Annotated in this window: 15 protein-coding genes; 7 read left to right on the forward strand and 8 right to left on the reverse strand. The window is 53.4% G+C overall.

Annotated features, from left to right (window positions below; all coding sequences use genetic code 11):
• Positions 1 to 25: 25 nt before the first annotated feature.
• The 4 genes from EE949_RS04970 to EE949_RS04985 form a co-directional block, all read right to left on the reverse strand.
• Positions 26 to 1,000 carry a zinc-dependent alcohol dehydrogenase family protein gene (locus EE949_RS04970; RefSeq protein WP_122663260.1) on the reverse strand — a complete coding sequence of 325 codons (975 nt, stop codon included), beginning with the start codon at positions 998 to 1,000 and terminating at the stop codon, positions 26 to 28.
• 62 nt (positions 1,001 to 1,062) lie between these two features.
• Complete coding sequence (locus EE949_RS04975) at positions 1,063 to 1,365, reverse strand: ArsR/SmtB family transcription factor (protein ID WP_122663261.1); 303 nt, start codon at positions 1,363 to 1,365, stop codon at positions 1,063 to 1,065.
• A gap of 130 nt (positions 1,366 to 1,495) precedes the next feature.
• Complete coding sequence (locus EE949_RS04980) at positions 1,496 to 1,861, reverse strand: putative quinol monooxygenase (RefSeq protein ID WP_122663262.1); 366 nt, start codon at positions 1,859 to 1,861, stop codon at positions 1,496 to 1,498.
• Between the two features lie 72 nt (positions 1,862 to 1,933).
• Positions 1,934 to 2,575, reverse strand: coding sequence for a hydrolase (locus EE949_RS04985; protein WP_122663263.1), 642 nt, complete (start codon positions 2,573 to 2,575; stop codon positions 1,934 to 1,936).
• A gap of 217 nt (positions 2,576 to 2,792) precedes the next feature.
• Between EE949_RS04985 and EE949_RS04990 the strand changes: the two genes are divergently transcribed.
• Complete coding sequence (locus EE949_RS04990; RefSeq protein WP_122663264.1) at positions 2,793 to 3,710, forward strand: LysR family transcriptional regulator; 918 nt, start codon at positions 2,793 to 2,795, stop codon at positions 3,708 to 3,710.
• Positions 3,711 to 3,883: 173 nt separating this feature from the next.
• Here EE949_RS04990 and EE949_RS04995 read toward each other — a convergent pair whose 3' ends face one another.
• On the reverse strand, positions 3,884 to 4,894 hold the full coding sequence (locus EE949_RS04995) for a zinc-dependent alcohol dehydrogenase family protein (protein WP_122663265.1): 1,011 nt from the start codon (positions 4,892 to 4,894) through the stop codon (positions 3,884 to 3,886).
• A gap of 159 nt (positions 4,895 to 5,053) precedes the next feature.
• Between EE949_RS04995 and EE949_RS05000 the strand changes: the two genes are divergently transcribed.
• Positions 5,054 to 5,968: a LysR family transcriptional regulator gene (locus tag EE949_RS05000; RefSeq protein WP_205505024.1), complete on the forward strand. Its 915-nt coding sequence runs from the start codon at positions 5,054 to 5,056 to the stop codon at positions 5,966 to 5,968.
• Positions 5,969 to 6,121: 153 nt separating this feature from the next.
• Here the strand turns inward: EE949_RS05000 and EE949_RS05005 are convergent, their stop codons facing one another.
• From EE949_RS05005 to EE949_RS05015, 3 genes are all read right to left on the reverse strand, one after another.
• Positions 6,122 to 6,640 carry a cysteine hydrolase family protein gene (locus EE949_RS05005; protein WP_122663266.1) on the reverse strand — a complete coding sequence of 173 codons (519 nt, stop codon included), beginning with the start codon at positions 6,638 to 6,640 and terminating at the stop codon, positions 6,122 to 6,124.
• Between the two features lie 304 nt (positions 6,641 to 6,944).
• Positions 6,945 to 7,889, reverse strand: coding sequence for a DMT family transporter (locus tag EE949_RS05010; RefSeq protein ID WP_122663267.1), 945 nt, complete (start codon positions 7,887 to 7,889; stop codon positions 6,945 to 6,947).
• A gap of 80 nt (positions 7,890 to 7,969) precedes the next feature.
• A complete protein-coding gene (locus tag EE949_RS05015) occupies positions 7,970 to 8,698 on the reverse strand; it encodes a helix-turn-helix domain-containing protein (protein ID WP_122663268.1) in 729 nt (242 codons plus the stop codon).
• A gap of 500 nt (positions 8,699 to 9,198) precedes the next feature.
• On the opposite strand from EE949_RS05015, the gene EE949_RS05020 reads away from it, so the two are divergent.
• From EE949_RS05020 to EE949_RS05040, 5 genes are all read left to right on the forward strand, one after another.
• Positions 9,199 to 9,606 (forward strand): hypothetical protein, encoded by a 408-nt coding sequence (locus EE949_RS05020; RefSeq protein ID WP_162874489.1) that lies wholly within the window; start codon positions 9,199 to 9,201, stop codon positions 9,604 to 9,606.
• Entirely contained in the window at positions 9,603 to 9,968 is a 366-nt protein-coding gene (locus EE949_RS05025; RefSeq protein WP_122663270.1) for a hypothetical protein, read from the forward strand. The genes EE949_RS05020 and EE949_RS05025 overlap by 4 nt, the downstream gene beginning before the upstream one ends.
• Before the next feature lie 231 nt (positions 9,969 to 10,199).
• Complete coding sequence (locus EE949_RS05030; RefSeq protein ID WP_122663271.1) at positions 10,200 to 11,381, forward strand: hypothetical protein; 1,182 nt, start codon at positions 10,200 to 10,202, stop codon at positions 11,379 to 11,381.
• A 156-nt stretch (positions 11,382 to 11,537) separates the two neighbouring features.
• A complete protein-coding gene (locus tag EE949_RS05035) occupies positions 11,538 to 12,776 on the forward strand; it encodes a hypothetical protein (protein WP_162874488.1) in 1,239 nt (412 codons plus the stop codon).
• Positions 12,777 to 12,788: 12 nt separating this feature from the next.
• The gene (locus EE949_RS05040; protein WP_122663273.1) at positions 12,789 to 13,112 is read left to right on the forward strand and encodes a hypothetical protein; all 324 of its coding nucleotides are present in this window, start codon (positions 12,789 to 12,791) and stop codon (positions 13,110 to 13,112) included.
• Positions 13,113 to 13,287 lie beyond the last annotated feature (175 nt).

Consider the following 13,287-nt stretch of genomic DNA (forward strand, 5'->3'; position numbering starts at 1 on the left):
GACTTAAACAGCTGGAAGTAAGCATTCACGAAATGAGCGATGGCTCAACGGCAATCGCGATTTTTCCTTGAAGGCCATTGTTCGGACTCTCCAACCGGGCATGGGCTAGCCCAATATCGGCAAGTGAATAGATCGCGCCCACATGCGGCCGCAACTGACCGCGAGCGATCAACGTGCTCAACTCATCGAGTTTGCCGCGGTTTTGTCGTGTGAATACGAAGTGATAACTGGCGTTCTTCCCCCAGGCCTGCACGAGGTTTTGCGGTTTTGCTATGTCCACAATCGAGACCACGCGGCCCAGTTGAGCGAGCACATCGGGGCTGCGCGACAACGTGTCGCCGCCTATGGTGTCGAACACCACATCCACGCCCCGGCCTCCGGTTTCCCGCAGGATGGCGTCGACGTAGTCCTCCTTTCCATAGTCAATGAGTACATCGGCACCCATGCTCCGCGCGAACTCAAAGTTTGCTTCGCGCACGGTCGTGAAGACCCGCGCTCCAATAGCTTTTGCCACCTGGATCGCTACATGACCTACGCCTCCCGCGCCGCCGTGTATCAGAATGCTTTCCCCCACTCTGAGCGCGGCTCGCACGGTCAGGGCTTCCCACACAGTCCCGCCAACCAAAGTAAGACTTGCCGCTTCAAGATGGCTCAGTGATGGCGGCTTATGCCCGATGATGCTTTCGGCCGCGACGTGGTACTCGGCATAACTTCCTGGGCCGCCGAATATTTGCGGGGTGTACCAGACTTCGTCTCCTGGAGCGAAAGCCTCCACACCTGGGCCGACTTCTTCGACGACGCCCGATACGTCGTGTCCGGTAATCGTCGGCAGTGGCACCAAGTCAGCATAGTCGCCACGTCGAACCTGGAAATCCAAAGGGTTGATGGAGGTGGCGTGTACCCGCACCAGCACCTCTCCAACACCCGGCACTGGCTTGGGCACGTTGTCGAGTTCGAACGATTCCGGTCCGCCAAATGATTTAAGTATCATCGCTTTCATGATCAGATCCTCATATCGATAAAAAGGTATATCGAGATATCTCGATATATGTTGGTAAAAAATTACAGATCTTTCCCTACGATTTCGGCCAGCGCACTGATGGTTGCTTCATTGCGCTTGTAGTAAGTCCACTGACCGATGCGCCTGACCTCGACCAGGCCAACTCGTTGCAGAGTTGCTAGATAACCAGACACCGTCGACTGCGACAGCCCTACACCTTCCTGGATGCTGCTGACACAGACCCCAACCGTGAGAACGTCACCTTCATCCTGAGCAGGGAAGTTCTTTGCGGGGTCCTTCAAGCCTTTCAAGATTTGAAGGCGTACAGGATTTGAGAGTGCTTTGAATATTTCGAGTAGGTCCATGAGCGGATGATATCGAGATTTACCGATATGTCAATGCGTAGGTTGCGCCTTGAAGATGGCCCACCACAGGGAGTCGCAGTTCAAATCGGTTCAGGCAAGCCAGCTTGTGCGATAGCTTGTCCTCCTCGTGTCATGTATAGCCCTTCGCGTGAGCCCACGCAGCTTCAAAACATGACCGTTTCTCGCTGCTTGTTCCTGTCGACGCTACACGCTTGAGTATATGCGCGAACCTGGTTGTATCGACGTTGCTCACACCACCCGCATGAAAATTCTGAATATGTGAACTGCACTCATGATGTTTTTTGCGTGCATCAGTTGACGACCACTCCTCGACAAAGACAAACAGTCCGGGCTCATTCTGATCTTCAAAAAGGTCATAGCTGATATTGCCATCCTCTTTTCGCGAGGGCTCCACAAGAACTGAAAGATCACGGCGCAACTGGTCTTCCTTATCTGGTTTGGCTTTAAGTCCGACAACGACAAGTAATTCGCTCATTCTTATCTTTTCCTTCAGAGTTGCGGCGCAAATGCTGGCTACCGCCGACGTGGTCGGACGATAGCCGGAGAGTTACTTTTTGGCCTGGTCATTGCCTTTTTCGGGATTGAAGCCGTCGAAGTTGTCAAAGACACCCATGAACCCTGGGACAGTTGTCTCGCGTGCCCAGTCGCGCTGAAGCTCGCAGTACATTTGCACACGGCTAATGAGTTTCACGCCTGCCTGCTCCATGCGGCGCAGCGCTGCCTCGTGCGCGGCAACTGATGTGCCGCCGACCGCATCGACCGGTACGTATACTTCGTAGCCTTCCTGGATCGCATCCAGCGCAGGGAACGTTAGGCAGGCCTCGGTCCAGAGCGCGGTCATGATCAGCTTGCGGCGGCCCAGCGCTTTGACTGCCTGCTTGAATTCGCTGTCCTCCCAGCTATTGATCGAGGTGCGGTCGTAGGTAGGCAAGTGACCAAGCACTTCTTGCAGTTGCTGAATAGGCGGCTTGTTGCGACCGGTGCCGACGTTGACGGTCGAGTGGATGATGGGGAGATTGAAGTTAACCGCCGCTTTGGCGACGCTTGTGATGTTGAACACCAGTTCCTCGCGCGGCATCGAGCGGATCGAGGAGACCTGGATCGGTTGGTAGTCGATGATGACAAACGCCGAGTTATCGGGTGTCAGGAGTTGGTCGGTGTGGGGGTTACGGATCGTTTCGCTCGTCATGGCAAATCCTCGTTATAAATGTGATCCACGCGTGCACCGGGATGGAAATCGCACTCGCTCAGGCGACGATCCCGACAATGCTGCGAGTAAGGGGCGGGCCGTTAACAAGCCATGCGTCAGGGTCGTCGTTGTCTGTGAGCGGCATATTGCTGTTCCCTTTGGCGAGCCGGTAGTAGCATCACTCGACTAGCTGTGTCGCGATAAGGGGAACGCCGGGTTGGATATCGAAGAGCTACAGACATTTGTCGAGGTTGCCGATGCCGGAGGCGTTTCGCCTGCTGCAATTCGGCTTGGAGTATCCAAGTCGATCGTCAGTCGCAGGCTGGCGCGCCTGGAAGCGGAGCTTGGCGTGCAACTGCTGACACGGTCCACCCGTGGCGCGGCGCTGACAGAAGCCGGAGCTACGTTTCGGGAACATGCCGCCAAGGTGTGTGCCGAGATTGAATTGGCACGGGAAGCAATTCTGCCCGCGGGCCCCCTGCGTGGTCGTCTGCGCGTTGCCGCACCGCTGTCTTTCGGACCGACGCATTTCGCCCCGGTGGTGGCAGAGATGGCGCGGCGACACCCACAGCTGAATATTCAGACCTGCTATAGCGATCGCTTTGTAGATCTTATTGCCGAGGGATACGACTGTGGCATACGGGTTGGATACCTTCCTGACTCAAACCTTATCGGCAGACGTGTGGGCCCGATCGCAGTCCAATTGGTCGCGAGTCCTGGCTATATAAAGGCCTATGGCTCACCACATCGGCCGGAGGAAATGGCCTCCCATCAAGCCCTGATGCAGAGCACGGAAGCCTGGCAGTTTATGGATGGCGGCAAGGTTATTTCAGTTCGCCCTCAGGGGCGATTCAAGGCCGACAACGGCGTCGCGCTAGTTGCCGCCGCCGTAGCAGGGCTTGGGGTCGCTTACTTGCCTGATAGCCTCACCCATGACAGTCTTGCTTCGGGGGCACTGGTGCCCATTATGACGAGTTATCCACCGCCTCCCGCTGGAGCATATTTAGTCCGCCCTCCTGGTCAGCATCCCGCGCGAAAGATCCGTGTTCTCACCGAACTCCTGATCGAGTATTTCGGAAAGTCTCCACACTTTGCAGGGCCCGCCTCTACATTACCCTCCGATTCTGCTCCATGACTGTTTCTGGCCGATTTCTGCCGGTCAGTATTGGCGGCTGGTAGTCTACGCCCCGATAGCTGGTAGTGTTTGGCATGGCCAATCCCAGCTTCTATCGTACGAGCAGCCACCGCTGCGTGACTACTACAGCCACCCGTCGCACGCTGGCCGCCATTCTGGCGTTACGTACTGAGTCAGGAAACCTTGATGACCACTTTGCCGAAGGCGCCTCTTGCCAGATGCTCGAACGCTTTGTGAGCGTCGTCGAACGAGTAGATCTGGTCGATCACAGGGCGGATCGCGTGCTTGTTGAGGAATGCGTTCATGCGATCAAACGCCGAGCGAGGTGCCACGGCGATGCCTCGGATGGTGGTCTGGCGGAAGATCAACGGCATCAGGCTCAGCGTTGTGGTCTGCCCGGTCAGGAAACCAATTTGCGCGATCTTGCCAGCGGCTTTGGTCGCTAAAATCGACTGGTTCAAGCCCTCGCCACCGGCGACGTCCAGCAGCAGGTCGACGCCCTTGCCATCGGTGAGTTTTAGCACTTCCTCTTCCCAGTGCGGACAGGTCCGATAATTGATGCCAGCCACGGCGCCCAGCTTCTTCACTGCTTCAAGGTTAGTGTCGCTGCTGGAGGTGACGATTACCTTGGCGCCAAGTGCGGTTGCCAGTTGCACGGCGAAAATCGACACGCCGCCGGTGCCCTGTACCAGAACGGTCTGGCCTGGCTGGATCTGACCGTAATCAACCAATGAGAACCATGCTGTCAGCGCTGCGATGGGAAGCGTCGAGGCTTCTTCGTCGGACATGTTGTCCGGCGCAGGCACGGCGCTGTCTTCGTGAATGATCATGTACTCGGCCAAGCCACCGGGCAGGGGCATGCCAAAGCAGTAAGCGGGTTCGTCCGGCCCTGGCTCACCGTCTATCCAGCGCGAGTACAGGTGCGAGTTAACGCGGTCGCTTACCTTGAACCGGCTTACGCCTTCACCCACGGCAACGACCGTGCCCGAAGCATCGCTGACCGGGATCAGCGGTTTCGGCACCAAATGAGGTTCGTAGAAACCATCGACGATGGCCTTGTCGCGAAAATTCAACGACACCGCACCGACCTTCACCAGTAGCTCGCCAGCTTTGGGTTCAGGCGTAGCCGTTTCGCCGAGGGCCAGATTATCGAGACCAAAGTCTTTCAGAAGCCATGCTTTCATGGGGGTATCTCCAATGGGATGAGCTGTTGGCGACATTGTCATCAAGCGTGCCTGTGCGATAAATGCCTGGCCCGGCACAGGATTGTTATTTATGGAGATAACAATCAGAGTGTGATCTTGCGCCTGATAGGCAACAAAAAGCACAAGTGAGGAGACGTTATGGAACTGCTCCAGTCCATGCAGGTGTTCGCCCGGTTGGCCGAACTTGGCAGCTTCACCCGCGCGGCCGATGCCATGCAGATCGGCCGTCCGCAGGTCACGCGAGCGATACAGGAGTTGGAAACCTCGCTTGGCGCACGTCTGTTTCAGCGCACCACCCGTACGGTGCGACTTACCTCGGAGGGGGAGCAGTTCTACGAGCGTGTCAAATCGATTCTTGGTGAAGTCGCGAGTGCCAAGGCAATGTTCGCGTCTCCACGTTCAACCTTGCGTGGTCGCCTGCGGGTTGATCTCCCTACTGCGTTTTCCGGACCTGGCCTCATCGAAAGCTTGCGTACGTTTACCCGGCTCTTCCCTGCAATCGAGCTGGCAATAGGGGTTACTGACCGGACTGTCGATCTGGTCGCAGAGGGCGTGGACTGTGCATTGCGGATCGGTGAGTTACCCAGTTCGAGCCTCGTGGCCCGCCGCATCGGTATGGCGACCATGGTCACCTGCGCGGCACCGCGATACCTCGCGGAATATGGCGAGCCCACAACCCTGGAAGATTTGAACGCACACCGTGGCGTGACTTTTCTGTCAGGACACAATCAACGCCCACAGGCCTGGCAATTTATGGATGACGGTCGCGAGCGATCACACGTCAGTCGCCAAGGCATTACCGTCAACGAGTCCAACGCCTATGTCGAATGTGGAGTCGCAGGCTTCGGCATTCTTCAGGCTCCAGGCATAACGCTGGACCGTTTTCTGGCAGACGGAAGACTGGTTGAAGTGCTGCGCCCCTATCGCCCACACCCAAGGCCGGTGTCGGTGCTGTACCCGAGTCGCTCGCATCTGCCCCCACAGGTTGAGGTCTTTGTTGATTGGGTGCGTGAACAGTTTCCCAAACTCTATGGGCGCTGGCTGGAGAGTTAGAAGGGTGATACTGAGTCGTGGAGATGACCTGCTATAGGACTGCTATCGACCCAGAGCGGTCATTCATGTAGATCAGCTAACGGTCCAGAGGCCTGTAGCATGGAAAGCACCAAGGACTGATCGACCCTGTACCGAGTCGATCATGGGACTTGACTAGAAACTCCATTCTTCGGCCCGGACGACTCGGCAGAATGGCCCGGCTAATGTTGCATTATGGTGGGCAATGATGGCCTCTGCTTTGAGCCATGGAGTATCGGAGCAAGTATGTCCGTTGGCGATGAGCACAGCATCAAAGCCGCAATCGCGGGCAGCCCGGCAAGTGCTGTCTACGCAGTATTGAGTTTTCATGCCTGTAACAACGACTCCCTCACAGCCGCGCTCGCGTAGCTGAGCTGCCAGGTCAGTCTGAGCGAAGGCATTCGGGCGTTCTTTCTCGAAAATCACTTCGTCACCCATTAGCTGTAACTCCTGAACAATCTCGGTGAGCGGGCTACCCGGCTCAATCGGAGACCCCGCCGGACCTATATGGCGGGCAAGAAAGATAGGTGCGCCTGTTTCACGCGCACTTCTCATGAGTCCATTCAATGTATTAATAAGCGCTTGACCCGCCCAAGGTCTATCCGGGCCGTGAACGAGCCCTACCTGCATGTCGAGAATCAGAAGTGCATACATGTGCGTTTCCTTACGTGGGTGCCAGCAAACCGGGGCAAAAAAAAGACCCGGTCCATTGCTGGCGGGTCTTTAGGGATCGTGTACTGTTTTAACTCACACAACCTCCCACGACCCGCCCGTGGCGGTCGTGAAGGTTGTGGTCGATTCGAAGCGTGGCGTAATCATAAGACCGACCTTAACTTTGACGGGACGGCCTTGCAAGTGAACATGCCCAGGAAGAAAGTCATTTCGTAGGGATCGGACTCAATGACGGCTCCTGGCCGATTGCCGCTGCTCGAGCTTGCGTTCGGGGTCAGTGTCGGAGCTAAACAGCTTGTGAGTGCAGGGGAGCACGATGACTATTTAGACACCAGACAACCCCGGCTACCAGCAGCGCAATGGCCGCCATCTCGTACGTGTCGGGTAACCGATGCTCCCATAGAAATCCAAAAGCCAGCGCCGCCAGTGTCTCGATCACCAGTACTTGCCCACTAAGTGCCAACGGTAGAAGCCGGCTTGCCTGATTCCAGCACGCGCCCCCCACAACCGAAGACAAAAGGGCTACGCCACAGGCCACCAGGAAAAAATGCAGCCATTCGTCGCTGCCATGGGTATCTGCCTGAAGAGCCAGGACAGGCACCGCCAAAAGCAGCGACTGAGCGCCCGTCATGATACCGGTCAGCAGTGCCCAGTCATTGGAGGAAATGCTGTTGAGCTGAATCAGCCGTCGGGCATTGCCGACGGCGAACCAACTCCACGTCACCAACGCCCCTGTCGCGCACAGAATACCGGCGATGCTTGTTGATGTTTCAGGCGCATCGCCATTGATCAGTGCATGCCAACTGATAAGTACGACGCCGGCCATTGCGCAGCACAGGGAGGGTAAGAGTTTGCGCAAGGAGACGGCGTTTGCGTCATGCCGACCTGCCAAGGCTAAAAACACAGGGATGAGCCCGACAATCAGAGACGTCGTCGCAATGCCCACCAGCTGCACGCCGGTGCCCACCAACGTGTAGTAGACGAGATTCCCGATCAGGCTGAGCCAGAAGAGTGACTTCCAGTCGGCTCGGGTAAGACTGGCGCAAACCCGGCGCCAGCGGGGCATGAGCAGAGCAGCCGAAATCGCACCGTAGCAGAGGAATCTGAGCACCGCGAATTGCAGACCGCTCGAGCCCTGGGTGAGCTGTGGCCCAAGGAAAATCACTCCCCAGCACAGCCCCGCGCAAACTCCGTAAACGATGCCCTTTAACAGCGATCGATCAGTAAACATTCCACCCGCGCTCCATAGCTTGAAGGGGGAAAGTCTGAAGCGCTGAACTGCGGGAGTATTGTCAGTAGCTGTGGGATTTTTTACCCGGAATGTTTTTGTGCTTTGCGATAAACCGACGGAGTGGTGGCGCTCACACGTTGCATGGTTCGGGTCAGCGATGCCTGGTCGGAAAAACCTGTACGCAAGGCAATCTCGACTATCGGCAATGAAGTGCCACGCAGCCATCTCTGAGCTTCCTGGATGCGTAACTCCGTTAACCAGGCTTGAGGACTCATCCCAAACATCTGCCGAAATCTTTGGTGTAATTGACTCATGCTCATGTTCGCAACCTGGGCCATGACCTCGTTGCTCCAGTTTGCACCTGGGTTCGCCCGCAAACGGGCGATCAACTGCTCGATGGCGGATGGGGAACTGAAGGTGTCAGGGCCGAGGGATGAGAGAAGCAGCGCGCCTAATTGTGGAGTGCCCAAGGCCAGTTGCTTTTTGCCAATCAGATCGGCGAACTCGATCAGCCGCCGTGTTGCAGCGGAAATAGGCACGTATGTCTTCTGAGCCAGACGCGCCATCTGGGGTGTTTCCAGCAGTGCCGGCGCGCAGTCGAACACCAAAAAACGGCTTCCTGCGTGGCTTAGCTGGGAGTGCACCGACCCCGGCCTGACCAGGGCTGCCAATGATTGATCAATGCTCCCGCCGCGACCGTCCACATCGATTTCCATTTGGCCACGAATTGGCAGGACCAACTGAGCGTGGTCATGGGAGTGGTTAGCGTTTTCACTCTCGTAGCTGCGGATTTCTATATTCAGGAGCATGGGTGCATCACTCGGGGCAGTCCGGGGATGGGGGGATCCTACCACTTGGGCCGGGCTGTTGATTACGCGAAGAGGTTCTGTTGACGTCTATCGACCCAATGCGGACATCAACGCGTTGTGAAAATGCGCTCGGCCAATAGCATCCGATTGGTGCCTATGGTGATTAATTTGTCAGGAGGTTGAGTATTTATTCCAGTAACTGACTAATTCATTTCACTATTCTCTGGGGCGTCACGCTCCTCGTTTCAGTTGTTAATGTTAGGTTGCTATCGTTAAGTTTACTGATTCCCTCTACATCGTCTTTTGTGGAGCGGTTAGCGATGAGATTTTGGCAGATTACTTGACATTGTAGGTGCGGTTTACTATGTGTTATTAACGGGCCGTCTTAGTGGAAAAAAATCCGGCTATGTTGAGTGTTTCAATAATCTTACATTAATACGTATTGTCTAGAGCAGCTGAACATGCGAAGCCCAAGGTATCGATTAAGGTTTGCGGCCGTTATGCTCGCTTTTTTGTTGGGCGGGCAGGTATTGGCGTATTCTGCCGAGCAACCAAGAGAGAATTCTGTGTCTGCTGCGGTGCAAAATGCTGCCGCGGCGGCTCCGCAAAAGCCTAATGTCTCAGCAGTGACCTGGTTAAGCAATTATGAATTCTGGATGTCTTCAAGCGTATTGATTTTTGGTTTGTTGGTGTTTTTAGCTGAGCTGTATTTGATGCGATTTATCTCTTTTCAACCTGAGCAGTCTATCAAGTTGATGGCGGTGACGCTGATCGTTGTCTCGACATTATTTATTATTACGGCTGGGTTTAGTAGCGAGCAAATTGCTCCCGCAATGGGGTTGTTTGGCACTGTCGCAGGTTACATGCTTGGACGCTCTCAGGCAGGCAAAGAAGGAGAGGCTCCATGAAAACATTTACCTATGGATTGTTTGTCGTTTTACTATTTTCAATGCGTGCAGCTTCAAGTGGGGAGGGATCATTAGATATTCCTTCGACCGGAGTGGAGGCTGCGCAATTTTATTTGGTAAACCAAGCTGGTCGGGACGTTGTGTTTTATCTTGAGACACAGAGCCTGGCTAGGACCGAGGCACAGCTGAAAGGTGGAGAGGGGAAGTTGTATTCTGGCAGTCCGGGCGAAACGTGGATGAATGTATTTATTTATATCGTCGGGCAGCCGCCGATAGAAAAGTACATGGAGTCTGGCAAGAGGTACTATTTACAAGCGACCGGTTCAGGTGCCATTGATATGTTTCTTCTTCCACCCCGCTAGATTTTCCGCGCCGCTGGAGTGTTTTCAGAGTATCGGCGAATTAAATATAACGAATCCATGGAGGCGGTTATGGGTCGTTTTGTTTTGGGTGCGGGCTATTTAAGAGAACTTCAAAGTCTTCACGAGGATCGGGTGGCAGTGGTCAGCAATCGTTGATTTATTCAATTCAGGATTTTTCGGTTCATGACGGAATCAGGTCGCTCGTGCTACCTCGTGCTCCATGGAGGTTTTATGCGCTACAAAATTTTTATATCTTTTTCGATTGTGATCGCAGGGTTTGTGACCATTATGTGGTGGCGCGGAGCTTCGAAGCCAGAAGCGGGGACCATGTTGAAAGCCTGGTCGGAAAGTATACAGAACCTTGGCGTTCGAGCGATCTATCCTTTGCAAGAGAGTTTATATCCAGGGAATATGCTCCTGGTTCCTACTTATCCTGATAAAATTAATTGGTTTGAGGAAAAGCCTGCGGTTTTTTACACTAAATACATTGTTAGAATCGGTTCGCTTGATCTTTGTCAGTTGTATTTGTCACTCCGGAACGCACCGGAAATTCCGCCCGTTTCTGGCTACGAGCCTAATGGTGGCGAGTCAGTCGGAGGGAAACCATTCACTCCATGGCAGCCCACTGAAATAAAATACTCACACTTCAAATGCAGTGGCTATACAGATGCTGATTTCAGAGTCAATCGCGTCATGGCGTTCCCTGCTTTTCAGTTTGGATCACTCACCGAGTCGGGCATTAGCGGTAATATATTGAGCGGAGTGACTGGCCTATTGGGGAGTCTGGTGGGAAATGATGAGTATCGGATGACGGTTTCGATTCCTAGTGCCACGGTTATCAGGGTTGACTTACATTACCTCCTGTCAGCCTTAAATAGTTATAGCTACAGCACGGCTGGAGGGGTTAAAGATGTGCAAGTTATTTTAGAGCGAATGATGAATGTTCAGACCGTCAGCGACAAGAGCGGTCATCGCTCCTTGCCTGAGCTACTCGTTGTGACGGAAGTTTATTATGCGAATGCCATAGATATTTCCATTGTAAGCTCGGCTGCTAAGGCGTCGAATCTCTCAGTCAACACCCAGGCACTGGTTGAACGGTTTGACCAGCTCAAAGACTTGCGCGATCAGCTAAAAATCATGAAGGGTGAAGTTACTCCGCCGCAAGGTAAGCATGAGTCTAATGTGGAAGCTCAGACAGAGGCCATGAAGGCGCTTGCCCAGCAAATAGATGAAAAAGAGAATGAGGTTGACAGGCTGTCTAAAGCTATTTTACCGGGAGTCCCAGGCGTTACGGGGTCGGTGAAGTCGGTCTCCAACTCGGGTGTCACCTTGACACAGGTATTTCCAAGACCGATGGCGTTTGGATACCGTGCGATAGGATTCAAACCGGAGGAGTATTTAAGGATGCATTGATGGAGCTTGCATTTTTATTTTTCCTGGCTATAAGAATAAGCAGTCTTCTTTTTTTAAACCACTCCGCCGTCCCGAGTGTTTCAAGAAGTTTACAGTCAACGTCTGGCTTAACTTTCTGCGCCTCGGGAGTTTTCTATGCCCCCAAGAATCTTGATCATGGCTTTTCTTGCGGCGAACAGCCTTGTAATGGCAGCGTGTCAATCGAAGCTGCCTCAACAGCATCTTGAACAGGTTGCAAAAGATTGGAGTATGACTGTTCGAGCTGCACAAGTAATGCCGATTTATCCCTTGGAAGAGTACATACTTCCCGGCGATCTTTATCTGTCACATCAATCCGTTGATGCTGAAATTGAAACCTGGAAAGAAAAAGGTTTCCTGCCACTTGTCAACCGGGACAATTACATTCCAATCAGCACGACTTACTACAACGAATATTACTCACGTGGAGCGTCTGAAAACCGGCCGTCTTTTGCACACCCTCCCGCGGCAGCATTTCCCAGCTATAGCTTCACCGTTGACAGTCGCGGATCAGCGGGGTTTGCGCTCCCGCTCGCTTCCGTGCCCATTGCACTGTCCGCCGCTGGAGCGCAAGGCGCGACAGGGTCTGTAGTTCTAAAAGGTGCTACAAGCCTGGGGTTACCTAACCAAAAAATGGATGAAATTGTTCGAGCATGGGCCAGCGCGCCCCTTAACAAAGCCTGGCTGAGTCGTGCCTCGAAATTAACGTCTTCTCCCCCGATGTTAAGAGTCATCACTCGTGTTTTCAGCATTACTGGAGCGACGGTTTCACTTACATTCAGCGCTGTCTCCGGAGGGTCACTGAATGTAGGTGCTCCCGCAAGCACCCCTGACCTCGTCAGTACTTCTTCCGCCAGCTATGATGCGCTCATAAGCAATCTCAATACTCAGGTCGCACTAAAAACCGGTTCAAATGTTGGCGATTTACCGACTGCACCTAATGAGTCTGACGTAATAAGCAAGGATCCTGAGCTTGCCGCATTGCAGGCAGACATTGAATTAATTAAACGTCTAAAAACTCAACAACAACTTCAAGCCATAAGACAACAGATTTCCAGTGCGGCCATGGAAAGCAAGTTTGGTGGTTATCTTCTCCCCGGCGCTTCGATAAAAATAGCCTCTCGTTCTGAGCGCGGAGTCACGATGGATGAAACATTCAAAAAACCGTTGGTCATTGGATATTGGGCATCTCAATATCTGGTCAGGCGAGACGGTGGTCTCATTCCTGTTGGGGAGGTCCAAGAGGTTATTGACAATCCAAAGCTTTATAAAGAATTAGAAGCCAGGGCTTATGAAATTTCAAACACAACGCCGGGATCATCACCTGTAGATTCTGGCGTGCCAGACGCAGACCCATTTACAAAAAATCCTAAATAGGCAGGCAACACCATGAGCCAGATTTTCGAAAAAAATTCAAACATCATTTGCGCCCTAATCGACCTAAATGACGGTAATGCGGAAGATGCAATATTTGATATGCTCCTTGAGTCGGGCTCAGCAAAAAACTGGAGTTATAAAGTATTTTGGGCTACTTCAAACAAGTCCAGTAAAATCATAACGTTGTGCAAAACTCTCGGCACCTCTGGAAAGGTAAAGATACTTATTGAAATACCTGACAGTCTACTGAGTACCCGAAAAGAGCAAGCATCTGCGGCAGGCTTCACTCAATACACCGTGAGTACAGGCAACACTCACGCTATGATTTATTTCTAAGCATTTGCTAAGCAGCTCTGGGCGAAAAATCCCTTCTTGAACACCTACGAACGTTGGGCTGGTTCCTGTTTTTCAGGTCAGCTGATCCTCAGGCATTAACTGGCCGCAAAAAAAAAAAGCGATCCAGTGCGTAGTCGACGGCCTCTAGTAACGTTCGCGCCGCTTACGGAATACA

Origin of the sequence: Pseudomonas viridiflava (assembly GCF_900602065.1) — a bacterium.
Classification (GTDB): domain Bacteria; phylum Pseudomonadota; class Gammaproteobacteria; order Pseudomonadales; family Pseudomonadaceae; genus Aquipseudomonas.

Excerpts from the sequence above, each read along its gene's own strand:
- EE949_RS05000 (WP_205505024.1), top strand. The coding sequence starts at position 5,054 with ATGGAACTGCTCCAGTCCATGCAGGTGTTCGCCCGGTTGGCCGAACTT.
- EE949_RS05020 (WP_162874489.1), top strand. The coding sequence starts at position 9,199 with ATGCTCGCTTTTTTGTTGGGCGGGCAGGTATTGGCGTATTCTGCCGAG.
- EE949_RS04995 (WP_122663265.1), bottom strand. The coding sequence starts at position 4,894 with ATGAAAGCATGGCTTCTGAAAGACTTTGGTCTCGATAATCTGGCCCTC.
- EE949_RS05005 (WP_122663266.1), bottom strand. The coding sequence starts at position 6,640 with ATGTATGCACTTCTGATTCTCGACATGCAGGTAGGGCTCGTTCACGGC.
- EE949_RS04975 (WP_122663261.1), bottom strand. The coding sequence starts at position 1,365 with ATGGACCTACTCGAAATATTCAAAGCACTCTCAAATCCTGTACGCCTT.
- EE949_RS04985 (WP_122663263.1), bottom strand. The coding sequence starts at position 2,575 with ATGACGAGCGAAACGATCCGTAACCCCCACACCGACCAACTCCTGACA.
- EE949_RS05015 (WP_122663268.1), bottom strand. The coding sequence starts at position 8,698 with ATGCTCCTGAATATAGAAATCCGCAGCTACGAGAGTGAAAACGCTAAC.
- EE949_RS04980 (WP_122663262.1), bottom strand. The coding sequence starts at position 1,861 with ATGAGCGAATTACTTGTCGTTGTCGGACTTAAAGCCAAACCAGATAAG.
- EE949_RS05035 (WP_162874488.1), top strand. The coding sequence starts at position 11,538 with ATGGCTTTTCTTGCGGCGAACAGCCTTGTAATGGCAGCGTGTCAATCG.
- EE949_RS05010 (WP_122663267.1), bottom strand. The coding sequence starts at position 7,889 with ATGTTTACTGATCGATCGCTGTTAAAGGGCATCGTTTACGGAGTTTGC.
- EE949_RS04970 (WP_122663260.1), bottom strand. The coding sequence starts at position 1,000 with ATGAAAGCGATGATACTTAAATCATTTGGCGGACCGGAATCGTTCGAA.
- EE949_RS05025 (WP_122663270.1), top strand. The coding sequence starts at position 9,603 with ATGAAAACATTTACCTATGGATTGTTTGTCGTTTTACTATTTTCAATG.
- EE949_RS05030 (WP_122663271.1), top strand. The coding sequence starts at position 10,200 with ATGCGCTACAAAATTTTTATATCTTTTTCGATTGTGATCGCAGGGTTT.
- EE949_RS05040 (WP_122663273.1), top strand. The coding sequence starts at position 12,789 with ATGAGCCAGATTTTCGAAAAAAATTCAAACATCATTTGCGCCCTAATC.